We start from the raw sequence: 24,946 nt of genomic DNA on the forward strand, positions 1-24,946 counted from the left end.
ACCGCCCAGCTCAACCGCGCCGCGCGCCAACCTGTCCGAGGGGCACAGAAACTTGACCTACCATCGCCTGATGAACACTTCCAGTTCGGTCGGCAAGGTAGGTGACTTGGCCGGCGACGCCTGCTGCGATGTGTCCACAACAGCTGCGCATACCGGGCACTCCGGCGATGCGGCCTGGCAACAGGGCGTTCGATGGGCGCGCCGACTGGCCTGGATCAGCTTGGCCGTATTGGTCACCGAGGGTGCTGTCGGGGTGTGGGAGGGCGTTGCCGTCGGGTCCGTCGCATTGACCGGATGGGCCCTCGGTGGCGCATCCGAAGGGCTGGCCAGCGCAATGGTGTTGTGGCGGTTCACCGGTTCCCGCACGTTGTCGGAGACCGCCGAGCGCCGCGCCCAACGTGGCGTCGCCGTGTCTTTCTGGTTGGTTGCGCCGCTGGTTGCCGCGGAATCCATTCGCCACCTCACCGACAAGCACGAGGTTGGCACCTCGGTGATCGGAATCGGGTTGACGGCCTTCGCTTTGGTCGTCATGCCCATCCTCGGCCGGGCCAATCACAAGCTGGGTGTGCTCTTGCAGTCCGGGGCCACCGAAGGTGAAGGCACCCAGAATTATCTGTGCGCGGGCCAAGCCGCCGGGGTGTTGCTTTGGCTTGCGATCACCGCGGCCTGGCCCGGCGGTTGGTGGATCGACCCGGGGATCGGGCTCGTCATCGCCGGCATAGCCGTCTGGCAGGGTGTCAGAGCCTGGCGCGGCCAGGACTGCGGCTGCTGAGTAAGGCCTCGCCGATCCGAGGCCCTACTCGAGCATCGAGGCCTCACTCCAGGCGGTACCGGATCAGCCGGGAGCTGTTGGCTACCACCGCCACTGAGGACGCGTTGTGCAGGATCGCGGCCAGCACCGGTGAGAGCGCACCGCCCGCACCGATCAGCAGACCGGCGGCATTGACGGCGATCGACATACCGTAGTTCTGCCGGATCACGTCGACTGCCCGCCCACCGAGATCGCGGACGTCGAGCAGCCGATGCAGATCGTCGTTGGCCAGCGCCACATCGGCGGTCTCCACGGCGACGTCGGTTCCGGCCAGGCCCATCGCGATTCCGATATCGGCGGCGGCCAGTGCCGGGGCATCGTTGATGCCGTCACCGACCATGCCGACCACGTAGCCCTCGTCCTGCAGGTCCCGCACCACTTCGAGCTTGTCCTCGGGCATCACCTCGGCGCGCCATTCGTCGATCCCCAGCTCTTCGGCGACGACTTTGGCGATGTCGGGGTGATCCCCGGTGAGCATGACGATCCGGCGAACTCCGTTGTCCCGCAACTTGGTCAGCACCTCGGCGGCCTCGGGCCGCACTTCGTCGCGCAGGCTGATCAGCCCGACCAGCGTGCCGTCCACGGCGAGCAGCAGCGGTGTTTCGGCCTGTTGCCGCAGCTTGCCGACCCATTCCGATGCCTTCTTGGATACCTTGACCTGCTCCGACTCGAGCAGCGATGGGCTGCCGAGCAGCAGGGTCCGGCCGTCGGCCCAGGTTCGCATGCCCAGACCCACCAGGACCTCGCACTCCTCGTGCGGCGGGATGCTGATGCGGCGTTCCTCGGTCGAACGGATCACCGCCTCGGCCAGTGGGTGACGGGAGTGGATTTCCGAGCTGGCGGCGTAGGCCAGAACCTGCTCGGGCTCCCAATCCTTGTGCATCGCAATAATGTTGGTGACCACCGGACGTCCCACGGTGAGCGTTCCGGTCTTGTCGAACACGATTGCGTCGACCCGGCCGGCCTGCTCGAGGTGCGATCCGCCCTTGATCAGGATGCCGCGCCGGGCGCCGTTGCCGATGGCGGCGCTGATCGCGGTCGGGGTGGACAGGCCTACCGCGCATGGGCACGCGATCAACAGCATCGTCATCGCGCGCCGGACATCCCCGGTGACCAACAAGGTGATGGCCGAGACGATGAACGAGGTGGGCACGAAGCGGCGAGAGAAGTTCTCGCCCACCGTTTGAATCGGTGCCCGGTCGTTCTGGGCTTCTTCGACCCTGGTGATGATCCGCCCGATCGTGGTCTGGTTGCCGACCGCCTGCGCACGCACCACCAGGCGCCCGCGTACCACGACGGATCCGGCGTGCACGGTCGCGCCGGCCACGACGCTGACCAGCAGGTTTTCCCCGGTGATCGCCGACTGGTTGACGATGGCCTCACCGTCGACCACTTCACCGTCGACCGGGATGGCAACGTGATCGTGCACGACGACCTCGTCGCCGATCTGCACACTGTCGATCGGTACCTGGACCTCGGTTCCTGCTTCGGGGCCGTCGGTCAGCCGGATCCAGGCGGTGTCCTGGTTGCCGCGCAGTAGCTCCGAGATGGCGCGCCGGGTCCGGCGCAGGGTCAGATCCTGCAGGTACTCACCGATATTGAGCAGCCACAGCACGGTGAGCGCGACGACGTTTTCCCGCAGGATGAGGCTGGCGATCGTGGCCGCCGAGACCAGCGCGTCGGTGCCGGCCTTGCCGGAGCGCAAGGAGCGCAGGGCGCCGCGCAGGAAGGGATAGCCGGTGAAGATGGTGACACCGGTGGCCACCATCCTCCCGCTCGGCCCCAGCAGTGGTGGGCGCGCGAACACATACCGGCGAACGCCCAGCAGGGCCAGTGCCGCTCCACCGATCACCATGCGCAGCACATCGGTGTTGCGGATCTCGGTCGAGTGGGGTGCGCGCGCCGGGATCAGTTCGGCGGCAACGTGCTTGGCGCCGCCGATCGCTTCCAGTACCGCGGCGCGATCACAACGTCGCGGTGAGTACCACACCACGACCGACCCGGTGCGCGGGTAGGCGTGGACGACCCGTACCCCGTCCTGCTTGGCGACGGCCTCTTCGACGGCTACCGCGCGCCGGGAATTGCCGCGTACCCAGTCCGCCCGGACGCGCATGCGTCCGGCCGCGTCGGAAAGTACGACCAGGTCGGTGGTGTCGTCACCGTCCGCACCTGCTGGGACCTCTTTAACGATCGCTAGGGTCATGTCGCCGGATCAGTGGTCGTGGTCGTGCGCGCCGACGGCGGGGGTGGGCGCCTCTTCGCCAATGCGTTCGCGGGCCTCGGACATCACGTCGGAAATCTTGAGCCGGGCCGACTCCGCGGCCTCTTCGGCCTTGCGGGTTCCGCGCAAGCTCAGCTCCGCTGCCGACACCGCGGTCTGGCGCAGTGGTGCCTTCTTCGCGGCCTTGCGGACCACGTCATAGGCTGCCGCCCCGACCACACCGTGGACCACGAGTGTGCCTAGCTTCGCGAACAATCCGTACGCCACCATTACCTGAACCTACCTTCCGTCGTGTTCTCGCCTTGGGCCTTCGACGCTAACATCTAAATATCGCGATATCAACATGTATTGGGCGTGCCGAGTGCGGCGCTGATCACGCGCCGGATCACAAGACGCGCGACACCTTTTCCATCTCGATCCGGCGCTGCATGGCCGCCGGATCGGGGTTGGCTAGCTGCACCAACGACGCGCCCACGGACAGAATTGCCAGCAGGTGATCCACCAACTCACCGGGGCTGGTCCAGGTACCGGTGGACAGCACCCGGTCGGCCGCCGTCAGGTGCCGCGCCGCCGCCGACTCGGCGCACTCTCGCAGCACTTGTTCGACCGATCGGCCGGCCAGCGCCGGTCCGGGCAGCCGTTCGGGACTGATCTGGTCGCCGTGCACCCGCACCGAGGTCGCGTAGTCGGTGACGCCCACCGGTAGGTCGGGAGCGGGGCGGCCGAACGGGTCCAGTGACAGCACCGCCACCTCGCCGGCCGCGTCCTGCACGGCACTGTCGGCTTCATCGAGGCGCCCCGCGGTGCACAGCGCGACGTCGGCCGCACCGTCGAGCACCACTTCGGCCCCGATCCGCCACACCCCGAACAGCACCGCAGCGGTCTGCCAATGGGCCGGCAGCAGAATCGCGACCCGGCTTTGCGGCCCGGCGGCCAGTTCGTCGCGCAGCAGGTTGGCGGTCTTGGCGGCCCAGTTGGCCAGTGTCACCGCCGACAGTTCGATGTGCTCGCCGGTGGCATCGTCGTAATAGGTGATTCGGGGGCCGACGGGATCGGCCCGCAGCATCGGGTCGAGGATCGCCGCGCTGAGCGTGCTCAGTTGATGCACTCCGGCTGATCTGATCCGGCGGTCAGGATCGGCGACGGCGGGGGAGCGGTGTCGGAGTACCCGGGGTTGGACGCATGCGCGGGAGCCATCGCGCCGCCCAGCCCGGAGCCCGGGCCGCTGTAGTCGTTGGACAGCACCACCCGAACGGATCCGCTCGGTATCGACGTGTCGGCGACCACCGGTAGGCCGCCCAGTTCCTTGGCGACCTGCTGTGCTCCCAGATCGTCGGTGGTGGCGGCGCGAACCTGGCTGAGCTTGACATGGCCGGCCTCGTTGTTGCCGACCGAACCGGTGGTAAACCCTTTTGCGCTCAACACGTCTGACACCGCTGCCGCCAGTCCGTTGATGTCGGTGTCGTTGACCACGTCGGCGGTGGTCTTGGCGGGCGCGTACGCGAGTTCCGCGGTCTTGCCTTCGTTCTGCTCGTTGAGCAGGCTGCCGACCCAGTCGGCAACCTGGTGCGGGTCGACGCGGACCACGCTTTGCATGCCGTCGTCACTCCAGCCGGACCCGTCGAGCACCGGGATGGTGGCGAAGGCGACGTTGCCGCCGGTCAGCTGTTGTAGCTGTTGGACGAAGTCAATGATGTTCCAGCCGGAAGACAGCACCACCGAGCGCTGCACGGCCTGCTCCAGGCGCCGCACCGTCGTCGGGCTGGACAGTGTCTTGCCGGAGATGACCCGGTGGGCCAGTGAGGCCATCACCGCTTGCTGACGCACCACCCGGTCCAGGTCGCCTCGGGGCAGCTCGTGGCGCTGACGCACGAAGGCCAGTGCCTGCGGACCGGTGAGTTTCTGTCGCCCGGCCGGAAAATCCGCTCCCGAAAGCGATTCGTAGACGGGCCCGTTGAGGCAGACATCGACGCCACCGAGCGCATCGGTGATCAACGCGAAACCCAGCAGGCTGATCTCGGCGTAGTGATCGACGGTGACACCGGTGAGGTCGGCAACGGTCTTGATCAGCGCCTCACGCCCGGCCTCGGTACCCGCGGCCGCGGCTTCCGCCGCCGACGCGCCGGCCTGGACCAGGCCGGCCCGCTTGGTCTCCCTGGTCTGGCCGTAGACGCCGTTGATCTTGGTCTTGCCCAGGCCGGGGGCCTGGACATAGGAATCGCGCGGGATCGATATCGCGGTGGCCGACCTCCCGTTGTTGGGGATCCGGACCAGGATGATCGTGTCGGTGTTGGTGGCTTCCTCGTCGCCGGCCCGCAGGGTCGCCAATTCCTCGGGCGTCAGCGGGTTGCCGTGGGCATCGGTACGGCTGTCGAGGCCGACCAACAGAATGTCGATCGCTCCGTCGTTGGCGCCGTGTCCCAGCGAGGGTGCGGACATGTGGAAGATGCCGCCTTCGAAGGACCGGACGTTGGTCCACGCCAAACCGGTGCCCAGGACGACCACGACGGCCAATGCGGTAGCGACCGCACGAACCACACGTTGCACAGGCATCACTGTAGGTTACTTGTGTAACAGCCGCTTTCCTGTTAGCCCGCTCCGGCGTGCCAGACTCGAACGCATGGTTGGCAGGTCGGAGAGGCTGGTTATCACCGGCGCAGCGGGGCAGCTCGGCGGTGTTTTGGCTGCCCAGGCGGTGCGTGCGGGCCGTGATGTGTTGGCAAAAACGTCATCGGAATGGGACATCACCGACGCTGCGGCCACCGAGGAGATCATCGGAACCGGTGATGTCGTGATCAACTGCGCGGCCTACACCGACGTCGACAGCGCGGAAAGTGACGAGGCTCGCGCCTACGCCGTCAACGCCACCGGCCCGGAAAATCTCGCCAAGGCCTGTGCGCGCGCCGGTGCGGCGTTGATTCACGTCTCCACCGACTACGTATTCGATGGTGATCACGCTGATCTGCCCGACGGGGCGCAGCCGCAACCCTACGAGCCCGGCGACAAAACGGCGCCACAGGGCGTGTACGCGCGCAGCAAGTTCGCCGGTGAGCGGGCGGTGCTGGCGGCCCTGCCCGATGCCGTCGTGGTGCGGTCGGCCTGGGTCTATACCGGCGGGACGGGCAGCGATTTCGTCGCCATCATGCGCCGACTGGCCGCTGGAGAGGGCCCGGTGGATGTGGTGGACGACCAAACCGGGTCACCGACCTATGTCGCTGACTTGGCGGCCGCGCTGCTGGAGGTGGCCGATGCCGGCGTGCGCGGGCGCCTGCTGCACGCCGCCAACGGGGGCGCGGTCTCGCGGTTCGGGTTGGCCCGCGCGGTGTTCGAGGAATGCGGCACCGATCCGCAGCGGGTGCGCCCGGTCAGCACCGCACAGTTCCCCCGGCCGGCGGTGCGGCCGGGCTACTCCGCGCTGGGCGGGCGGCAGTGGGCCGCAGCAGGCCTGACTCCGCTGCGTCCGTGGCGCAGTGCCCTGGTCGCCGCGTTGGCCGCGGCTTCGGACCGGGCGTTGGCCGGTCGACCGGTACCCTCGACGAGTGACTGACGTCCTGCCGGTCGTGGCGGTGACCTACTCGCCGGGCCCCCACGTGGAGCGCTTCTTGGCGTCTTTGTCGCTGGCCACCGACCGTCCGGTGAGTGTGCTGCTGGCCGACAACGGCTCCACCGACGGAACACCTCAGGCGGCCGTCGAGCGCTACCCCAACGTGCGGATCTTCCACACCGGGGCCAACCTCGGGTACGGCACCGCGGTGAACCGGGCCGTCGCCCAGCTCACCGAACAACCGGAGTCAGACGACTGGCTGATCGTGGCCAACCCGGACGTGCAGTGGGGTCCGGGCAGCATCGACGCGCTGCTCGAGGCCGTCGAGCGCTGGCCCCAGGCCGGGGCGTTGGGCCCGCTGATCCGCGATCCCGATGGATCGGTGTACCCCTCGGCGCGCCATCTGCCCAGCCTGGTCCGCGGCGGTATGCACGCGGTGCTCGGGCCGGTATGGCCCCGCAATCCCTGGACCAAGGCCTATCGCCAGGAACACCTCGAGCCCAGCGAACGGCCGGTGGGCTGGCTATCGGGTTCGTGCCTGTTGGTGCGCCGCTCCGCGTTCCGCCAGATCGGCGGTTTCGACGAGCGCTACTTCATGTATATGGAAGACGTGGACCTCGGCGACCGGCTGGGCCAGGCCGGCTGGCTCAGCGTCTATGTGCCGTCGGCGGAAGTGCTGCACCACAAAGGCCACTCCACCGGACGCGATCCGGCCAATCACCTGGCGGCACACCACCGAAGCACCTACATTTTCCTGGCGGATCGCCATGCCGGCTGGTGGCGGGCCCCATTGCGCTGGACTTTGCGGGGATCGCTGGCGGTACGCTCCCGTCTGATGGTGCGCAGTTCGCGCCGAAAGCTGGTAGAAGGGCGGCACTGACTTGGCAACCAACGGCGTCGACGCGGTGGTCCTGGTTGGCGGTAAGGGCACCAGGCTGCGCCCGCTCACCTTGTCCGCACCCAAGCCCATGCTGCCCACGGCTGGGCTGCCGTTTCTCACCCACCTGCTCTCGCGCATCGCCGCGGCGGGGATCGAACACGTGGTGTTGAGCACGTCGTATCAGGCCGGGGTGTTCGAGGCCGAGTTCGGCGACGGATCCAAGCTGGGCCTGCAGATCGACTATGTCACCGAAGACAAGCCGTTGGGGACCGGTGGCGGCATCGTCAACGTCGCCGGCAAGCTGCACCACGACACCGTGATGGTGTTCAACGGCGACGTGCTCTCCGGTGCGGATTTGGGCCAGCTGCTCGACTATCACCACCAGAACCAGGCCGACGTCACCCTGCACCTGGTGCGGGTGGGCGACCCCCGGGCATTCGGCTGCGTGCCCACCGAGGACGGCCGGGTCACGGCGTTCTTGGAAAAGACACAGGATCCGCCCACCGACCAGATCAACGCCGGCTGCTATGTCTTCAAGCGCGAGATCATCGACCGGATTCCCCGGGGCCGTGAGGTATCGGTGGAACGCGAGGTGTTCCCCTCGCTGCTGTCCGACCCCGACATCAAGATCTACGGCTACGTCGATGCCACCTACTGGCGGGACATGGGCACGCCGGAGGACTTCGTGCGCGGCTCGGCGGATCTGGTGCGCGGGATCGCGCCTTCCCCGGCGCTACAGGGCCAGCGTGGCGAACAACTGGTACACGACGGCGCGGCGATTGCTCCCGGCGCGGTACTGATCGGCGGCACCGTGGTGGGCCGAGGCGCCGAGATCGGACCCGGTGTCCGGCTGGACGGCGCCGTCATCTTCGACGGCGTCAAGGTCGAAGCGGGCAGTGTGATCGAACGATCGATCATCGGCTTCGGTGCGCGCATCGGCCCCCGTGCGCTGGTCCGCGACGGCGTGATCGGCGATGGCGCCGACATCGGCGCGCGCTGCGAGTTGCTGCGCGGTGCCCGCGTCTGGCCCGGCGTCTCCATTCCCGACGGCGGCATCCGCTACTCGTCGGACGTGTGATCGCCGGCCGCCCAGGCTGCGGTCGGTGTCAGGCCCTCTGTGCCGCGCGGTCGACCAGGTATCGCAGCGCGTGATCGGTGCCCGGCGGCAACGCATCCGGCGGCCACCACTGCAGATCGTCGGATTCCTCGCTGACCGTTATTTGCGCCCCGGCCGGCGCACGCGCCACGAACTGCAGGTCGAGATGACGTGTCGGCACGCCCAGTGAACAGGTCACCGGGTGGACATGCACGGCCACCAATTCGGGGTCGATGAGCAGGTTGTCGATGCCGGATTCTTCGGTCGCTTCCCGCAATGCCGCGGCGACGATGTCATGGTCGTCCTCGCAGTGCCCGCCCAGCTGCACCCAACGGCCCAGCCGCGGATGCAGGGTGAGCAGCACGTGGCCACGCTCGTCGAGCACCAGCGTCGACGCGGTGATATGACCGGCTTCGCACTCGCGCAGACACGCATCGGCGCGGGCGTGCAGGAAGGCCAGCACGGCATGACGTAGCGAGTCCTGGGCCGGGTCAGGGGCCCGCCACTGCGACAGCATCGCGATCGCGGACTCTCGAACACCGACGGGGGCAACCTTCATCGTGATCCCCGTTTGATCCGGCGATCACGCAGCGTCATCCAGGCCGAGCGGCATCGCGCCACGGCGTCTGGAGCCATGCCCAGTTCGCCGATCAGCACATGTCGGTCCACCAGGTCCAGCGCCTTGTCGATCTCATCGGCCTTGAGCAGCAGGTCCACATCGGTGGCCAGCTCGGCACCCGCACGGGTGGGCGGGGGAATCGGAAGTAGCTCGGCCTCACGGGGTTCCAGTTCCAATATGCCTCCTCCGTAACTGCGGCCCATGATCTCGGCGAAGGCGAACGTCACGCTGTTGTGGAACGCCACGGCCAGGGCCGTCGGGTCGACCCGGGGCCCTGCCGTCTTGATCCGGACCCGATGCACCGTGTCGGTGCTGGTTGCCGCCGCGGAATTGACGCTCAGACGCGGCGTCCGATGGATTTGGCGCAGCATGAACAAATCTGGGACCCACAGCGACGGTGTGCTCCACCACGGCTTGCGGATCGAGCACTTGTAGCCCAGGTGGACACCAGCCGCCTCGCCGGCGTCGATGTGCGCGATCAGCGCTGGGTCGGCCGGATCGGCGGGAGCGTCGAGCAACCAGGTCCGATGATCGGCGGCGATATCGCTTGCCCGGCAGTCCGGGTCGTAGACCAGACCACGCAACTGCGCGCTGCGCGAAACCAGCGGCACGCAATGTGCCGCCAGCCCCAATTGGCGGGCCACGGTGTCGGTGAAAGTGAAGAAGCTGTTGCGGCCCGTCACGATGCCCACATTCACATCGGCCACCGCGCCCAGCCGGATCATCGCATCGCATTGTTTGAGCGCGCGCATTGTCTGAATTTGACGGGGGTCAAGAAAGTATTTTGTCCACTTCTCATTTTCGTGACGCAGCGCGGCCGCGGGCTCGACTTCAAGATCAGCGGTCGCAAGCGCGTCGGCGTCGCCGAGGTTGACCGTGCGGATCTGCGCGGCGTCACTGCCGACGACACCACAGAACAAAACAACTTCCTGCAAGACTCCGTCGAATACCAACCGGTCGAAGGTCACCAAGGTGATTTCCCGGAACCGGTTCAGCAAGAATTCGCGTAATTGACCGGCGTAGCCGACCTGAAGCAGTTCGGCGGGTAGCACCAGACCCACTCGTCCGCCGTCGCGCACCACGATGGTGCTCGCCACAACGAACGGTACCCATGCGTTGGTCAATTTGGTGGGGTTCAGTCCGACCTGTCGCATGAGTTCCAAAGCCGGGTCTCGTTGGTCGGCCGGCCAGTTTCCGAACCTGATGTAGGGCGGGTTGCCGGCCACCCCGTCCCAGCGGCCGGTCGCTGACTCGTCCAGCCAGGTGAACAGGTTCGTATTGTCGACGGGCGCGAACCGTCGAGCCTTGGCCGCTTCGTCTGCGATGAGCTCCACACCCCGGGCGCTGCCACTGGCCGCGGCCAGCTCGGCCAGGATCCGGCCGTCGCCGCACGATGGCTCCAGGATCTTCGTCCCGGCCCGGCCGACCCAGCGCGCCAGAAATCGGGCTACCGGCGCCGGGGTGTAGTAGCCGCCGCGGACCTTGTCGGCAGACGCGGCGGTCTTGCCCGCGAACGTCTTCATAGCTCCAAGTATCGTCGCAGCCGTCGGCTCACTTGCGGATCAGCAGGTCCCCGGGGTGCACCGGGTCGCGTAACTCGGCCGGCTGCTGCGCGTAGCCGATCGCGATGGCGCCCAATGGCTCCCAGTCGGCAGGCAGCTGCAACTGTGCGCGTACCAGGTCGGCGGCAAAGATCGTGGAGCCGATCCAGCAACTGCCCAGCCCGCGCACCGCCAAAGCCACCAGCAGGGCCTGCACGGCCGCTCCCACCGCGACGGTGAACATGGTGTGCTCGGCTTGGGTGCGGGCCCCGTCGGGGTAGGTGTGCGCGCCGTCGGGGACCAGCATCGGAATCACGACCTCGGGCGCATCGTAGAGAATCTGACCGCGCGTGACTCGGCGTTCGATCGAATCAGCCGACCTGCCGTCGCCGGCGAGGTCGTGGCGCCACTTGTCTTTCATGGCGTCGAGCAGCGCAATTCGGGTGGCATGGGATTGCAGCCAGACGAACCGCACCGGGCGGGTGTGGTGTGGCGCCGGAGCGGTAAGCGCCTCTGCGACGGCGGCCTCCAGCAGCTGCGGAGGGACCGGCTCGTCGGCGAACTGCCGGATCGACCGGCGCATCAGTTGGGCTTGTTGGTGGCCCAGCTCGATGGCTTCGGCGGTGCCCAGCCAGAACAAGTCTTCCTCGCCCGGCCGCACCAGATTCCGGGCGGTTGAGCCGTCGTCGCGCACCGGCAGCCCGCGCACCACGGCCACTGGCATCGCGGTCAGTTTGCCCTTGACCAGATCCGCCGCGGCGGCGATTTCGTCGCCGACCGCGATCTCGGTGACAATCAACTCGTTGCCATGCCGGTCGGTGGCGCCCGAATAGTTGTGCAGTACCGAGACGCCGGCGGCGCCGACCGCGGCGTCGATCTGGCCGTTGCGCCAGGCGCGGCCCATGGTGTCGGTGATGACCACGGCGACGGTGACACCGAGCCGCTCCCGCAGGCCGGTCCGCAGAGCCGCCGCACTGGCGTCGGGATCGACTGGCAGCAATGCCAATTCAGATCGATCTACGTTGGAGCCGTCCACGCCGGCGGCAGCCTGGACCAGTCCGAGCCGGCTCTCGGTGATCAGGGTGCGGCCCTTGCGTGCGAGTACCCGCACCGCTTCGTCGTCGACCAACTTGCGGCGCAGCTGATCTCGGGCTTCTTCATCGGCAGGTGCGGTCACCAACCGGCCCTCGCACTTGGACACCACTTTGCTGGTGACCACGACTACGTCGCCGTCGCGCAACCACGGTGCGGCCGTGGCGATGGCCGCGCTGAGCTCATCACCGGGGCGGAATTCGGGCAGGCCCTCGACCGGCAAGATCTCGATGGCCGATGCCGTGCCGTGTTCGCCCGTTGGCGGTAGCGCAGGACCGCTCACACCGTCACGCCTGCAAGCTCGAGACCGGCCCGCACCATCTGTGCCGTCGCTTCCGGGTCACTCATTAGCAGCGGTATCGATCGCACCGTGACCGAGTCGATTTCGGCCTGATCGCCCTCGGCGACCAGCCAGTAGTCGAGTACACCGGTGGCGGCGCGGGCGCCGTAGTGCCGGCCGACCGCCTCCGCGGTGGTGTCCACACCGATCACCGAAAGGCAGGCATCGGCCATGCCGCGCACCGGCTTTCCGGCGATGATGGGGGAGTAGCCGATGATCGGGGCGCGGGTGGCCCGCAGCGCGGCGCGGATGCCGGGAACCGCAAGGATGGCCCCGATGCTGACCACCGGGTTCGACGGCGCCAGCATGATGACATCTGCATCGGCAATCGCTGCCGTGACTTCTGTTGTGGCGCTAGCTATTTCGGTGCCGATGAAGGCAAAGCTATGTGTTGGCAGTTCGGCGCGATAGCGCACCCACCATTCCTGGAAATGGATCGCCCGCTGCTGCTGGTCGGTCGGATCGGTGACCACAACGTGTGTCTCGCAACGATCGTTGCTCACCGGTAGCAACGTCGCGCCCGGTTGCCAGCGATCGCACAGTGCCGTGGTGATCTGTGCCAGCGGGTAGCCGGCCCGCAGCATCTGGGTGCGCACCAAATGGGTTGCCAGGTCTCGATCACCCAGCTGGAACCAGTCGGGCTGGACGCCGTAACGTGCGAGTTCCTCTTTGGCATGCCAGGTTTCGTCTCGATGGCCCCAGCCGCGCTGGGGGTCCACGCCGCCGCCGAGGGTGTACATGCAGGTGTCCAGGTCTGGGCAGATGCGCAGCCCGTGGATCCAGGCGTCATCGCCGATGTTGACCACTGCGGTCAGTTCGTGGCGCGCGTTGTCGTCGGGTGTGGCAAACTGGCCCAGGCCGAGCAGACGCTGCGCCCCGAGTAGGAAGCGGGCGCCGCCCACTCCGCCGACGAGAACGGTGAGCTTCACAACGCAGGACAGTACCTGTTGGCTAAGGCAGGGTCGGGCGGGGTCAGGTACGCGGGATTAGTCGGGCGGGTAGTCTGTCGGCGCACATCGTGACCGACCCGTGACCGAGCCAGGAAGGACTTTCGGCAAGTACTGTGACGAGTTCCATTCGACACGCCCGGACCGCAACTGAAACAGAAACGCCGAATTTTCATCACGAGATGATATGGAAATGCGCCGTAGTGCTTGACCAGGCTGCCCAACCCGTGTCTAATCACGTCAGTGTCATTTCCCGGTTGGCCGGCCGGTTTCGGTGTCGCAGACCGAGATTCGATCACTAGTTCGAATTGGGTTGGCTGTACATCAAAACAGTGGGAAACCATTCATTATCTATTAGGTGAGGAGGCGGAGGCATGCCCTATGAGCACCTTCGGGGCGTAATGGGAGGCACACCGCACACCACGGCCGGTTCGGTGACGGTGTCGCCGATGGAAATTGCCCGGCCGCATTTGAGTTTGGTTCCCGATGCGTCTGCCGCATTCGAGCCTGAACCGCTGCCGGAGCCGGTAGACCCGCCCGCCGACCAGTGGCAGGACCGCGCCCTTTGCGCGCAAACCGATCCCGAGGCTTTCTTCCCGGAGAAGGGTGGCTCCACCCGGGAGGCCAAGAAGATTTGTCTGGGCTGCGAGGTGCGGCACGAGTGCCTGGAGTACGCACTGGCCCACGACGAACGCTTCGGCATCTGGGGCGGCCTGTCCGAGCGCGAACGCCGCCGCCTCAAGCGCGGCATCATCTGATCAGAGCTGAGTCGGATAGGGTCCAGATCTGATCCACTGCGGATGCGACTGGGCCAACCGTCGATCTAGTCGTCGCCGATGGTCGGATCGATGACCGAGGGTTCAACGTCCAAATGAATGGCCACCTGGGCCACCAAGATCTCATGCAGTAGTTCGCCAAGCTCGATGGTGTCTTTAGCCCGTCGCTCTATTGGCTTGCGGAACAAGACAATTCGCGCCCGCGTGGAGTTGCCGCGGACGTCCACTCCTGCCGGAATCAGCCGGGCAAGCGCAATGGGGCCGTCGGCGATCACTTCGGGCGGCCACTGCACACTGTGCGGATCCTTGGCTGCGATGCGGGGGATCTCGTCGACCGCGATGTCCAGTTCGGACAACCGATCTTGCCAACGACGCTCGATGGGTTCGTATGCCTTCAGCACCGCCATGTCGAAGCGCTCGGCGCGGCTGCGCCAGCCGGGCACCGTGGGCGGCAGCAGCGGGCCGCGCAAATCGCGACCCCGGCGTCTGGCTCGGCGCGACGCGGGCCTGCCGCTGGGCCGACCGCTTCGCTCGAAGCCGCGGTAATCGCTCACGCGCCGATGGTAACGGTTGGACATCGTGGCTAGAGCGGATGCGCGTGTCCGCCCCTTCGGCGGCGTTTCCGCACGATAGCCTTTGCCTCGTGAACGTACCCCGTCGCTGCTGCCGGCCCGGGTGTCCGCACTATGCAGTGGCCACGTTGACGTTCGTCTACTCGGACTCGACTGCGGTAATAGGTCCGCTCGCTACCGCGCGGGAACCACACTCCTGGGACTTGTGTGTTGGTCACGCTGGCCGAATTACCGCCCCGCGCGGGTGGGAACTCGTGCGCCATGCGGGCCCACTGCCTACCCACCCGGATGAGGATGACCTGGTCGCGCTCGCTGACGCCGTGCGCGAACAGGGCCCAACCGCGGATGCATCCTGCGCGGGTGCAACAGGTGCGGCACACAACGGATTCTCTGACCAGGTGATGCGTCATGCCGGAGCGCATGCCACCGCGCCGAGCGGTGGCGTGCTGGCTTCACCCGAACATCGCTCCGGCCGGCGCCGTGGACACCTGAGGGTGTTGCCCGACCCCTCCGATTAGTTCTGGGCCCGACTTCGGCCCAGCCCCGGTCGGTCGCTGTCGGCGGCCCCGGCAACTCGACACCGTTCGGGTCCCCGGCTGATTCGGCGGGCCGATAGGCTGGCGGCCAAGAGTCCAACCAATCTAGGTCGTCAGGAGCCCCCGCCATGTCTTGGCCCGCCGCGGTTATCAATCGTGTCATCAAGGCTTATGACGTCCGAGGGCTGGTAGGCGAAGAGATCACCGAAGCCCTGTGCGCCGATATCGGCGCCGCGTTCGCGCGGTTGATGCGCGGCGAGGGGGCGCGGCAGGTGGTGATTGGCTACGACATGCGCGACAGCTCGCCGGCGCTGGCCGCGGCCTTCGCCAGTGGGGTGGTCGCGCAAGGCCTCGACGTGGTGCGCATCGGTCTGGCATCCACCGACCAGCTGTATTTCGCCGCCGGGCAGCTCGATTGTCCGGGCGCGATGTTCACTGCCAGCCACAACCCGGCGGCCTACAACGGCATCAAGCTGTGCCGGGCCGGCGCCAAGCCGGTCGGTGCGGACACCGGGCTCAACGCCATTCGCGAGGACCTGGTCAATCCGGTGGCGATCGCCGTGGCCGAGACCGCCGGAACAATCGCCGACAAGGATGTGCTCGGGGACTACGGGGTGTTTCTGCGCTCGCTGGTCAACACCGCGGATCTACGACCGCTGCGCGTGGCCGTGGACGCCGGTAACGGGATGGCCGGGCACACCGCGCCGGCCGTGCTCGGTGCGATCGATTCGGTCACGCTGTTGCCGTTGTATTTTGAGCTCGACGGCACCTTCCCCAACCATGAAGCCAACCCGCTGGACCCGGCGAATCTGCTGGACCTGCAGAAGTTCGTGGTGGCAACCGGTGCCGACATCGGGCTGGCCTTCGACGGGGATGCCGACCGCTGCTTCGTGGTGGACGAGCGTGGGGAGCCGGTCTCTCCATCGACGGTGACCAGCCTGGTGGCGGCGCGCGAGCTCAGTCGGGAGATCGGCGCCACCGTGATCCACAACGTGATCACCTCGCGCGCGGTGCCCGAGCTGGTCGTCGAGCGCGGCGGCACGCCGCTGCGTTCGCGGGTCGGCCACTCCTACATCAAGGCCCTGATGGCCGACACCGGCGCGATATTCGGCGGGGAGCATTCGGCGCACTACTACTTCCGCGACTTCTGGGGCGCCGACTCGGGAATGCTGGCCGCGCTGTACGTGCTGGCGACCCTCGGTGAGCAGAGCCGACCATTGTCGGAGTTGACCGCCGACTATCAGCGCTATGCATCCTCGGGCGAGATCAATTTCACCGTGGCTGACGCGCCGGCGTGTGTCGAGGGCGTCTTGAAGTCATTTGGTAGCAGGATTGTGTCCATCGACCACCTGGATGGGGTGACGGTGGATTTGGGTGACGACAGCTGGTTCAACCTGCGCAGCTCCAACACCGAGCCGCTGCTGCGGCTCAATGTGGAAGCCCGCAGCGCCGAGGATGTCGACGCGGTGGTCCAACAGGTCAGCGCGGAAATCGCTGCCCAGTCACCCCGGGGAGAGGCGGGACCGTGAAGGCCACCCAGGCGATCGATCTGGAAGATGCCGATGGCCTGATTGCTGCTGATCGAGACGGCCTGTTGCGGGCCGCATCGACGGCCGGCGCGCAGGTGCGCGCCATCGCTGCCGCGTCCGACGAAGGCGAACTGGACTCACTGAACATCGATGACCGACCACGTACGGTTATCTGGGTGGCCGGCCGGGGCACCGCCCAGACCGCCGGGGACATGCTCGCCGCAACGCTGGGGGCGACGGTTGGTGAGCCGATCACGATCGCCACTGAGGCGCCGCCGTGGGTGGGCCCGCTCGACGTGATGGTCGTCGCCGGCGACGACCCCGGAGATCCCGCGCTGGTGGGAGCGGCCGCGATGGGAGTGCGTCGAGGTGCGCGGGTTGTGGTCGCGGCCCCCAACGAGGGGCCACTGCGCGATTGCGCGGCGGGTCGGGCCGCGGTGCTGGCACCGCGGTTGTCGGTTCCCGACGAATTCGGGCTGTGCCGCTACCTGGCCGCGGGGCTGGCCGTGCTGCGCACCGTGGATCCCAAGCTGCGCATCGACCTGGCGGCGCTGGCCGACGACCTGGACGCCGAGACGTTGTGCAACAGCGCCGGTCGCGAGGTATTCACCAACCCGGCCAAGGCACTTGCCGCGCGCATCTCCGGTCGCCGGATTGTGCTGGCCGCCGATGGTGCCGCGACATTGGCCCTGGCCCGCCACGGCAGTTCCGTGCTGCTGAGGATCGCGCACCAGGTCACCGCTGCCACCTGGCTGGCCGACGCGGTTGTCGCGCTGCGTGCCGGGGCGGCTTCCGGGTACGACGACGGTGTGGACGCGTTGTTCCACGACGAGGAGATAGACGGCCCGCGGCCGGAGCAGATGCGAGTGCTGGCACTGACGCTGGCCGCCGAGCGCACGGTGGTCGGCGCGCGGGTCGCCGGGCTCGACAACATCGACCTGATTGCGGCCGAGGATGCGGCGCAGGTTCCAGGGGGACCCGGCGGGCCCGCCGGCTCGGACCGTGCGCCGGCTCCGACCGCCGAACCCCGTGCCGAACAACAACTGGCAGTATTGGCCGTTCGCCTGGAGATGGCTGCGGTGTATTTGCGACTCGTGCGGGGATAGGTAGAAGGTGGAACTACTACGCGGAGCGTTACGGACATACGCGTGGGGATCGCGCACCGCCATCGCCGAGTTCACCGGTCGGCCGGTACCGGCCGCTCATCCTGAGGCCGAACTCTGGTTCGGCGCGCACCCCGGAGACCCGGCCTGGCTGGAAACCGATGGCGGCGAGAGCTCGCTGCTCGAGACGCTGTCCGCAGATCCGGAGGGACAGCTTGGGCCCGGCGCACGAGCCCGGTTCGGTGACGTGCTCCCGTTTCTGGTCAAGGTGCTGGCCGCCGACGAACCGCTGTCGCTGCAGGCCCACCCGAGTGCCGAGCAAGCCGTCGAGGGATATCTGCGTGAGGAACGAATGGGCATCCCGGTGTCCTCACCCGTGCGCAACTACCGCGACACCAGCCACAAGCCGGAACTGCTGGTGGCGTTGCAGCCCTTTGAGGCGTTGGCCGGATTCCGTCAAGCGGCCCGTACCCGCGAACTCCTGCAGGCGCTGGCGGTGTCGGACCTCGACCCGTTTATCGACTTGCTCTTTGACCAGTCCGACGCCGATGGCCTGCGTGCCCTGTTCACCACTTGGATCACCGCTCCCCAGCCCGACATCGACGTGCTGGTGCCGGCCGTGCTCGACGGCGCCATCCACTACGTCAGCTCCGGCGCGACAGAATTCGTTGCCGAAGCCAAGACGGTGCTCGAACTCGGTGAGCGTTATCCCGGTGACGCCGGAGTGCTGGCGGCGTTGCTGCTCAACCGCATCAGCCTGGCACCCGGGGAGGCCATCTTCTTGTCGGCCGGCAATCTGCATGCGTACCTTCGCGGTTTTGCGCTTGAGGTAATGGCCAACTCCGACAACGTATTACGCGGCGGACTGACTCCGAAGCACGTGGATGTCCCGGAACTGCTGCGGGTGCTCGACTTCGCTCCGACTGCCGCTTCCGACCTGCGGCCGCCGGTTCGCCGGGAAGGCCCGGAACTGGTGTATGAGACCCCGACCGACGAGTTCGCCGTCGCGCTGCTGGTGCTCGACGGCGACTACCTCGGCCATGAGATCGACGCATCCTCGAGCCACGAGGGACCGCAGATCTTGTTGTGCACCGAGGGTTCCACGGTGGTGCATGGGAAGTCTCAGTCGCTGACGCTCGAACACGGTAATGCCGCTTGGGTGGCGGCTGACGACGGCCCGATCCGGTTGCTTGCCCAGGAGCCCACCAAGCTGTTCAGGGCGACCGTGGGGCTGTGAGGGTTCGGCCGCGGCTGCTGGCCGATTGCCGGCGTTCGCGCAACCACAGTCCTACATTGTGGGCGATGGTGCGACCGATCAGCCGCGGTGGCGGGACGATGTAGAGGCTGTCCAGCAATGAGAACCTGCGCAGAAACCATTCGGCGAGAACGGGATCGGTTTCGGCGGCCCCGAGGAACTGATCGAACAGGGCCCCGGCCGGCCGCCACCAGGCCGGTGGCGACTGCGTGAGGCCATGGTGGAAGCTGATGTCGCCGATAGCGTTCATCGTCCACACCGGGTAGGTCGTTTTGGCGGTGGCCCGATTCAGTTGGGTGGCCAGGTCACCGTGCGGGGATTGCAGCGCGCGGCGCAGATGACCGGCTTGTAGCGATGTCATCGTCATGCCCTGCCCGAAAGTGGGATTGAAACTGGCCACCGCGTCACCGAACGGCACTATCCCGGCCGGGAAGCGGTCCAGTTTGTCGTAGCGGCGCCACTTGCTGGCGGGGAAGGCGTGAAACATCGGGGCCCCGATGGGTTCGGACTGTGCCAGCGCGGCGTTGAATCGGGCCGGGAGCAGCCGCTCGGCGAGCGCGCGCATCTCGCCGAAGGTCGGCGGTGGCTTGGCGCCGGCGACTCCGAAGGTGGTCATGACCCAGGTGCCGTCCTCGTAGCACAGCATCCCAAGCCCAAGCGAGCGGTCATGTGCGACACCGGCTACCACCACTTTTTCCTGGATCAGGCCGTCGGGGATGCGTAGCTGTTGACTCGCGTAGTTGATGCCGATGTCCATGCTTTGTTCGGCGGGGCGCTGATACCCCCACTTGCTCAACCAAACCGGTAGGCGGGTACCCCGGCCTGCCGCGTCGACCACGAGGTCGGCGGCCAGAAACTGTGGCTCAGCACCATCGTCGTCGTCGGGGGGTGCGACCAGCACCCCGCTCACTGTCTGGGTCGTCGGTTCGAAACGGGGCTCGATGACAAGTCCCCGCACGATTTCGATGTTGTCGAGTTCGAGCACTCGCCGGCGCAGCTGCCACTCCAGATGTGGCCGACTGGGTACGTAGGCGGTGAATTCTTTGCGCAGGGTGTGACCCGTGCCCAGGGCGTGGCCCGCGGCGGCGAAGTAGATGCAGTCCGGCCGGTTCTCCAACATGGGCACGCCCGCGGCCACCATGTCGGTCAGCAGGCCGGGGAACAGGTTCTCGAATTCGTTTGCCCCACGGGCCATCAACATGTGCAGGTGGCGGTCCTGCGGAACGGTCGCACGACCGTGTGGCACGCTAGGTAACTCGTCGCGCTCGATGAGAGTCACTCGGTGGAAAAAATCCGAGAGCACCCGTGCCGCGCAGAGCCCCGCGATGCTTGCCCCGATGACCAGCGCATGGTTATTCGAAGTGCTCAAGGTCCCCCTCATCTGCGCAGGGTACCCATTGCCATGCCGTTACTACCGTCATGTGGCCGGTGGTTTCGGCCGGCGCTGCCGAAGCCACATCCGCGCGTTGTGTGCGACGGCGCGGCCGATGATCAGTGGCGACGGCACCATGTAGAGACTGTCGAGCAGCGAGATCCGGCGCAAGAACCATTCGGCGAGAACGGGATCGGTTTCGGCGGCACCGAGGAATTGGTCGTAGAGCCCCCCGACCGGCCGGTACCACCGCGGCATCCGTCCCTCGGCGTGTTGGAAGCAAAGGTCGGTGAGTGCGTTCATCGTCCACACCGGTCGGATGGTCTTGGCGGTCGCCCGGTTGAATTCGTTCGCCGGTTCGGCGGGGTGGGATTGCAGGGCCCGGCGCAGATGACCGGCTTGCAGCGACGCCATGGTCATGCCCTGCCCGAAGGTGGGGTTGAAGCTGGCCACCGCATCCCCCAACGCCACGATTCCGGCCGGGAAGCGGCTCAGCTTGTCGTAGCGGCGCCATCTGCTGGCCGGAAATGCGTGAAACACCGGTTCGCCGATGGGTCCGGCCGCCGCCAGCGCGGCAACGAATCTGCTGGGGAGCAGCCGGTAGGCGAGTTCGCGCATCTCGCCGAACGTCGAGGGCGGCTTGACCTTGGCCACCCCGAAGGTCGTCAAGATCCAGCTGCCGTCCTCGTTGCACAACATGCCCAACCCCAGTGATTGTCCTGGGCCGACACCGGTGACCACGATCCTTTCCCGCATCAGGCCGTCCGGGATACGGAGCCGCTGGCTGGCGTAGTTGATGCCGATGTCCACGGTTTCCTCCGGTGGGCGCTGATATCCCCATTGGGTCAACCACACCGGCAACCGGGTGCCGCGTCCGGCCGCGTCGATTACCAGGCCGCTGGCGATCAGTTCTGGATCGCCGTCGTGGTCATCGAGCAGCAGTCCGGTAACCCGCTGGCGTACCGGATCGAAGTGCGGCTCACGAACCTTGCGCTGCCGGATTTCGACGTTGCCGAGGGCAAGCACCCGTCGTCGCAGCTGCCATTCCAGGTGCGGCCGGCTCGGCAGATAGGCGGTGTATTGCTTGCGCAGCTTTGCGCCGGTGCCCAGGACATGGCCCGCGGCACCGAGATAGATGCAATCCGGACGGTTGTCGAGCATGGGCACCCCCGCGGCCACCAGGTCGGTCAGCAGTCCCGGAAACAGGGTGTCCAACTCCGCCGCGCCGCGGACCATCAGCAGGTGTAGGTGCTGGTCCTGAGGAACCGTGCCGCGCCCGGATGGCGTGCTCGGTAAGTCGTCGCGTTCGCAGACAATGACCTTGGAATAGAAATCGGATAGCACCGGCGCGGCGCACAAACCACCGATACTGGCGCCGATTACGGTCGCGTGTTCGGCGGGATTTACGGCGCGCTTCTCTACGCTCGCGCCCATCCCGGAAGCGTACCCAGTACTGTGCGTTCACATCCGTTGATGAGAGGGACAAATTGATGGCCGGTCGTTTGCGCACGAAGTCGGTAGAACAGTCAATCGCCGACACCGACGAGCCGGAGACACGGCTGCGCAAGGACCTCACCTGGCGTGATTTGGTGGTCTTTGGTGTCTCGGTGGTGATCGGGGCGGGTATTTTCACGGTTACGGCGTCGACCGCGGGTGACATCACCGGCCCGGCCATCTGGATATCGTTTCTGATCGCCGCGGGCACCTGCGCGCTGGCGGCCCTGTGCTATGCCGAATTCGCCTCGACGCTGCCGGTGGCGGGGAGCGCTTATACGTTCTCCTACGCCACTTTCGGTGAGTTTTTGGCGTGGGTGATCGGCTGGAACCTGGTGCTGGAATTGGCCATCGGCGCGGCGGTGGTCGCCAAGGGCTGGTCCAGCTACCTCGGCACCGTATTCGGATTCTCCGGTGGCACCGCCGATTTCGGATCGATACGCCTCGACTGGGGTGCGTTGCTGATCGTTTCCATCGTGTCGCTGCTGGTTGCCTACGGCACCAAATTGTCCTCGAGGTTTTCCGCCGTGGTCACCACCATCAAGGTGGCGGTCGTGATCTTGGTCGTGGTGGTCGGGGCGTTCTACGTCAAGGCCGCCAACTATTCGCCGTTCATTCCTGAACCCGAGGCCGGGCCAGAGGGCAGAGGCGCCGATCAGTCTTTGCTGTCACTGCTGACCGGTGCTCCGGGCAGTCATTACGGCTGGTATGGCGTGTTGGCCGGGGCCTCGATCGTCTTCTTCGCGTTCATCGGTTTCGACATCGTGGCCACCATGGCAGAGGAGACCAAACATCCCCAACGCGATGTCCCGCGGGGAATTCTGGTGTCGCTCGGTGTTGTCACCCTGCTGTACGTGGCCGTTTCGATCGTATTGTCCGGAATGGTCTCCTATACCCAGCTACGCACGGTCTCCGGCGGCGGACACGCGAACTTGGCCACGGCATTCAAGGCCAACGGTGTGTATTGGGCCAGCGGCATCATCTCGGTGGGTGCGCTGGCCGGATTGACCACCGTGGTGATGGTGCTGATGTTGGGGCAGTGCCGGGTGTTGTTCGCGATGGCGCGCGACGGACTGTTGCCGCGCCAGTTGGCCAAGACCGGGGCACGCGGCACCCCGGTTCGGATCACCGTGCTGGTGGCGGTGGTGGTGGGTGCGACGGCATCGGTGTTCCCGATCACCAAGCTTGAAGAGATGGTCAACGTCGGCACGCTGTTTGCGTTCGTCCTCGTTTCGGCCGGCGTGATCGTATTGCGCAAGAAACGGCCTGACCTGGAGCGTGGGTTCCGCGCGCCCTGGGTGCCAGTGCTGCCCATCGCCTCGCTCTGCGCGTGCCTTTGGTTGATGCTGAACCTGACGGCCCTGACATGGATCCGATTCGGCGTCTGGTTGTTGGTGGGCACCGTGATCTACGTCGGGTACGGGCGCAAGCACTCGATGGTGGGTCGTCGGCAGCTGGCCGAAGCCGCGATGGACAAATAATGATCGTTTGATAATTAACTGGACAAAATAGGTAGCTGTGTCTAGACGGCCGACGAATAGGTGCGTATTGTCCAAACCTACGTGGTGTGACTCACGAGGAGGTTTGGCATATGACCACACAGTTCAGGTCCGACATACCTGATGCGCCGGAAACCGAATGGCGAGACAAGAAGCGCTATCTCTGGCTCATGGGGCTCATCGCCCCCACCGCGCTGTTCGTGGTCTTGCCGATCGTCTGGGGGCTGAATCACTTTGGCTGGCACCTCGCCGCCCAGGTGCCCCTGTGGGTGGGCCCCATGCTCGTCTACATCCTGCTGCCGCTGCTCGACCTGGGGTTCGGGCCTGACGGGCAGAACCCGCCGGACGAGGTGATGGAGCGGCTGGAAAACGACAAGTACTACCGCTACTGCACCTACATCTACATCCCGTTCCAGTACCTCAGCGTGGTGCTGGGGGCCTACCTGTTCACCGCCTCGGACCTCGGCTGGCTTGGTTTTGACGGCGGCTTGAACTGGTTGGGGAAGATCGGTGTGGCGTTGTCGGTCGGGGTTCTCGGCGGCGTCGGCATCAACACCGCCCACGAGATGGGGCACAAGAAGGATTCGCTGGAACGCTGGCTGTCCAAGATCACCCTGGCGCAGACCGGCTACGGCCACTTCTACATCGAGCACAACCGGGGCCACCACGTGCGCGTCTCCACACCGGAAGACCCGGCATCGGCGCGCTTCGGGGAGACCTTCTGGGAATTTCTGCCCCGCACCGTTTTCGGCAGCCTCCGTTCGGCGATCGGGCTGGAGGCACAACGGCTGCGCCGGCAGGGGTGCAGCCCCTGGAACCCCAAGACCTATCCGTCCAACGACGTGCTCAACGCCTGGGCGATGTCAGTGCTGCTGTGGGGCGTGCTGATCGCGGTCTTCGGGCTGGGGCTGATTCCCTTCGTGATCATCCAGGCGGTGTTCGGCTTCTGCCTGCTGGAAGCGGTCAACTACCTCGAGCACTACGGGCTGCTGCGGCAGCCGACCTCCAACGGCCGTTATGAGCGTTGCGCGCCGGTGCACAGCTGGAACTCCGACCACATCGTCACCAACCTGTTCCTCTACCACCTGCAGCGACACAGCGACCACCACGCCAACCCCACCCGTCGGTACCAAACGCTGCGCAGCATGGACGGCGCTCCCAACCTGCCCAGCGGGTACGCGTCGATGATCTCGCTCACCTACTTCCCGCCGCTGTGGCGCAAAGTGATGGACCACCGTGTGCTCGAGCACTACGGCGGTGACATCACCAAGGTCAACCTGCACCCCCGGGTGCGGGACAAGATGCTGGCCCGCTACGGGGCTTCGCACCAAGGCATCGGGTGATGACCGCCTACCGGTGTCCCGTCTGCGATTACACCTATGGCGAGGGCAAAGGCGATCCGCGGGAAGGTTTTCCGGCCGGCACCCGGTGGGACCAGATTCCCGACGACTGGTGCTGTCCGGACTGCTCAGTGCGCGAGAAAGTTGATTTCGAAAGGATGGGAGGCAAGTAAGTGAGTGACTACAAGTTGTATCAGTGCGTCCAATGCGGCTTCGAGTACGACGAAGCGCTGGGCTGGCCGGAAGACGGTATCGCACCCGGCACCAGATGGGACGACATCCCGGAGGACTGGAGTTGCCCCGACTGCGGTGCGGCAAAGGCGGACTTCGTGATGGTGGAGGTGGCTCGACCGTGATCGACACCAACTCCTTCGCCAAA

24 protein-coding genes are annotated in these 24,946 nt (G+C 66.5%); 13 read left to right on the forward strand and 11 right to left on the reverse strand.

Annotated elements, in window-relative coordinates; genetic code table 11:
* Positions 1 to 70: 70 nt before the first annotated feature.
* Entirely contained in the window at positions 71 to 772 is a 702-nt protein-coding gene (locus MPSD_RS07085) for a cation diffusion facilitator family transporter (protein WP_020788388.1), read from the forward strand.
* 43 nt (positions 773 to 815) lie between these two features.
* Here the strand turns inward: MPSD_RS07085 and ctpC are convergent, their stop codons facing one another.
* The 4 genes from ctpC to MPSD_RS07105 form a co-directional block, all read right to left on the reverse strand.
* Positions 816 to 3,014 (reverse strand): manganese-exporting P-type ATPase CtpC, encoded by a 2,199-nt coding sequence (gene ctpC / locus MPSD_RS07090; RefSeq protein ID WP_015354837.1) that lies wholly within the window; start codon positions 3,012 to 3,014, stop codon positions 816 to 818.
* A 9-nt stretch (positions 3,015 to 3,023) separates the two neighbouring features.
* The gene (locus tag MPSD_RS07095) at positions 3,024 to 3,302 is read right to left on the reverse strand and encodes a DUF1490 family protein (RefSeq protein WP_011740561.1); all 279 of its coding nucleotides are present in this window, start codon (positions 3,300 to 3,302) and stop codon (positions 3,024 to 3,026) included.
* A 115-nt stretch (positions 3,303 to 3,417) separates the two neighbouring features.
* Positions 3,418 to 4,140, reverse strand: a complete 723-nt coding sequence (locus MPSD_RS07100) for a TIGR03089 family protein (protein WP_020788386.1) — start codon at positions 4,138 to 4,140, stop codon at positions 3,418 to 3,420.
* The gene (locus MPSD_RS07105) at positions 4,128 to 5,585 is read right to left on the reverse strand and encodes an LCP family protein (protein WP_086084689.1); all 1,458 of its coding nucleotides are present in this window, start codon (positions 5,583 to 5,585) and stop codon (positions 4,128 to 4,130) included. The genes MPSD_RS07100 and MPSD_RS07105 overlap by 13 nt, the downstream gene beginning before the upstream one ends.
* Positions 5,586 to 5,652: 67 nt before the next feature.
* Here MPSD_RS07105 and rfbD point away from each other — a divergent pair, with 67 nt between their 5' ends.
* Genes rfbD through manB form a run of 3 tightly spaced genes read left to right on the forward strand, consistent with a single transcriptional unit; the run spans position 5,653 to position 8,534 of the window.
* Complete coding sequence (gene rfbD / locus MPSD_RS07110; RefSeq protein WP_012393147.1) at positions 5,653 to 6,579, forward strand: dTDP-4-dehydrorhamnose reductase; 927 nt, start codon at positions 5,653 to 5,655, stop codon at positions 6,577 to 6,579.
* Positions 6,572 to 7,456: a glycosyltransferase family 2 protein gene (locus tag MPSD_RS07115; protein WP_086084690.1), complete on the forward strand. Its 885-nt coding sequence runs from the start codon at positions 6,572 to 6,574 to the stop codon at positions 7,454 to 7,456. Before rfbD ends, MPSD_RS07115 begins: the two co-directional genes overlap by 8 nt.
* A 1-nt stretch (position 7,457) precedes the next feature.
* Positions 7,458 to 8,534 (forward strand): mannose-1-phosphate guanylyltransferase, encoded by a 1,077-nt coding sequence (manB, locus tag MPSD_RS07120; protein ID WP_011740556.1) that lies wholly within the window; start codon positions 7,458 to 7,460, stop codon positions 8,532 to 8,534.
* Between the two features lie 28 nt (positions 8,535 to 8,562).
* Here manB and MPSD_RS07125 read toward each other — a convergent pair whose 3' ends face one another.
* From MPSD_RS07125 to cofD, 4 genes are read right to left on the reverse strand one after another with little or no spacing between them, the layout of a single operon-like run.
* Entirely contained in the window at positions 8,563 to 9,111 is a 549-nt protein-coding gene (locus tag MPSD_RS07125; RefSeq protein ID WP_012393149.1) for an NUDIX hydrolase, read from the reverse strand.
* Positions 9,108 to 10,694 (reverse strand): Eco57I restriction-modification methylase domain-containing protein, encoded by a 1,587-nt coding sequence (locus MPSD_RS07130; protein WP_020788382.1) that lies wholly within the window; start codon positions 10,692 to 10,694, stop codon positions 9,108 to 9,110. The genes MPSD_RS07125 and MPSD_RS07130 overlap by 4 nt, the downstream gene beginning before the upstream one ends.
* A gap of 28 nt (positions 10,695 to 10,722) precedes the next feature.
* A complete protein-coding gene (locus MPSD_RS07135) occupies positions 10,723 to 12,087 on the reverse strand; it encodes a coenzyme F420-0:L-glutamate ligase (protein ID WP_020788381.1) in 1,365 nt (454 codons plus the stop codon).
* Complete coding sequence (gene cofD, locus MPSD_RS07140; protein ID WP_086084691.1) at positions 12,084 to 13,073, reverse strand: 2-phospho-L-lactate transferase; 990 nt, start codon at positions 13,071 to 13,073, stop codon at positions 12,084 to 12,086. The genes MPSD_RS07135 and cofD overlap by 4 nt, the downstream gene beginning before the upstream one ends.
* A gap of 419 nt (positions 13,074 to 13,492) precedes the next feature.
* On the opposite strand from cofD, the gene MPSD_RS07150 reads away from it, so the two are divergent.
* A complete protein-coding gene (locus tag MPSD_RS07150; protein WP_020788379.1) occupies positions 13,493 to 13,849 on the forward strand; it encodes a WhiB family transcriptional regulator in 357 nt (118 codons plus the stop codon).
* Between the two features lie 65 nt (positions 13,850 to 13,914).
* Here MPSD_RS07150 and MPSD_RS07155 read toward each other — a convergent pair whose 3' ends face one another.
* On the reverse strand, positions 13,915 to 14,337 hold the full coding sequence (locus MPSD_RS07155) for a metallopeptidase family protein (protein ID WP_020788378.1): 423 nt from the start codon (positions 14,335 to 14,337) through the stop codon (positions 13,915 to 13,917).
* Between the two features lie 173 nt (positions 14,338 to 14,510).
* Here MPSD_RS07155 and MPSD_RS07160 point away from each other — a divergent pair, with 173 nt between their 5' ends.
* The 4 genes from MPSD_RS07160 to manA all read left to right on the forward strand — a co-directional run bounded on the left by MPSD_RS07160 (position 14,511) and on the right by manA (position 18,844).
* Positions 14,511 to 14,957: a DUF3499 domain-containing protein gene (locus MPSD_RS07160; RefSeq protein WP_181005660.1), complete on the forward strand. Its 447-nt coding sequence runs from the start codon at positions 14,511 to 14,513 to the stop codon at positions 14,955 to 14,957.
* Positions 14,958 to 15,103: 146 nt separating this feature from the next.
* Positions 15,104 to 16,504, forward strand: a complete 1,401-nt coding sequence (locus MPSD_RS07165) for a phosphomannomutase/phosphoglucomutase (protein ID WP_086084692.1) — start codon at positions 15,104 to 15,106, stop codon at positions 16,502 to 16,504.
* Positions 16,501 to 17,610: a TobH protein gene (locus tag MPSD_RS07170; RefSeq protein ID WP_086084693.1), complete on the forward strand. Its 1,110-nt coding sequence runs from the start codon at positions 16,501 to 16,503 to the stop codon at positions 17,608 to 17,610. Before MPSD_RS07165 ends, MPSD_RS07170 begins: the two co-directional genes overlap by 4 nt.
* A 7-nt stretch (positions 17,611 to 17,617) precedes the next feature.
* A complete protein-coding gene (manA, locus tag MPSD_RS07175; RefSeq protein WP_020788375.1) occupies positions 17,618 to 18,844 on the forward strand; it encodes a mannose-6-phosphate isomerase, class I in 1,227 nt (408 codons plus the stop codon).
* Here the strand turns inward: manA and MPSD_RS07180 are convergent.
* Both MPSD_RS07180 and MPSD_RS07185 read right to left on the reverse strand, forming a co-directional pair.
* Complete coding sequence (locus MPSD_RS07180) at positions 18,822 to 20,207, reverse strand: FAD-dependent oxidoreductase (RefSeq protein ID WP_086084697.1); 1,386 nt, start codon at positions 20,205 to 20,207, stop codon at positions 18,822 to 18,824. The genes manA and MPSD_RS07180 overlap by 23 nt on opposite strands.
* A gap of 72 nt (positions 20,208 to 20,279) precedes the next feature.
* Positions 20,280 to 21,668 carry an FAD-dependent oxidoreductase gene (locus MPSD_RS07185; RefSeq protein WP_020788373.1) on the reverse strand — a complete coding sequence of 463 codons (1,389 nt, stop codon included), beginning with the start codon at positions 21,666 to 21,668 and terminating at the stop codon, positions 20,280 to 20,282.
* Positions 21,669 to 21,724: 56 nt separating this feature from the next.
* On the opposite strand from MPSD_RS07185, the gene MPSD_RS07190 reads away from it, so the two are divergent.
* From MPSD_RS07190 to MPSD_RS07205, 4 genes are all read left to right on the forward strand, one after another.
* Entirely contained in the window at positions 21,725 to 23,209 is a 1,485-nt protein-coding gene (locus MPSD_RS07190; RefSeq protein WP_012393160.1) for an APC family permease, read from the forward strand.
* Between the two features lie 110 nt (positions 23,210 to 23,319).
* A complete protein-coding gene (locus MPSD_RS07195; protein ID WP_086084694.1) occupies positions 23,320 to 24,570 on the forward strand; it encodes an alkane 1-monooxygenase in 1,251 nt (416 codons plus the stop codon).
* A complete protein-coding gene (locus MPSD_RS07200) occupies positions 24,570 to 24,740 on the forward strand; it encodes a rubredoxin (protein WP_020788371.1) in 171 nt (56 codons plus the stop codon). The genes MPSD_RS07195 and MPSD_RS07200 overlap by 1 nt, the downstream gene beginning before the upstream one ends.
* A complete protein-coding gene (locus MPSD_RS07205; protein WP_011740541.1) occupies positions 24,741 to 24,923 on the forward strand; it encodes a rubredoxin in 183 nt (60 codons plus the stop codon).
* Positions 24,924 to 24,946 lie beyond the last annotated feature (23 nt).

This window comes from Mycobacterium pseudoshottsii JCM 15466 (assembly GCF_003584745.1).
In the GTDB taxonomy this organism is placed as follows: domain Bacteria; phylum Actinomycetota; class Actinomycetes; order Mycobacteriales; family Mycobacteriaceae; genus Mycobacterium; species Mycobacterium marinum.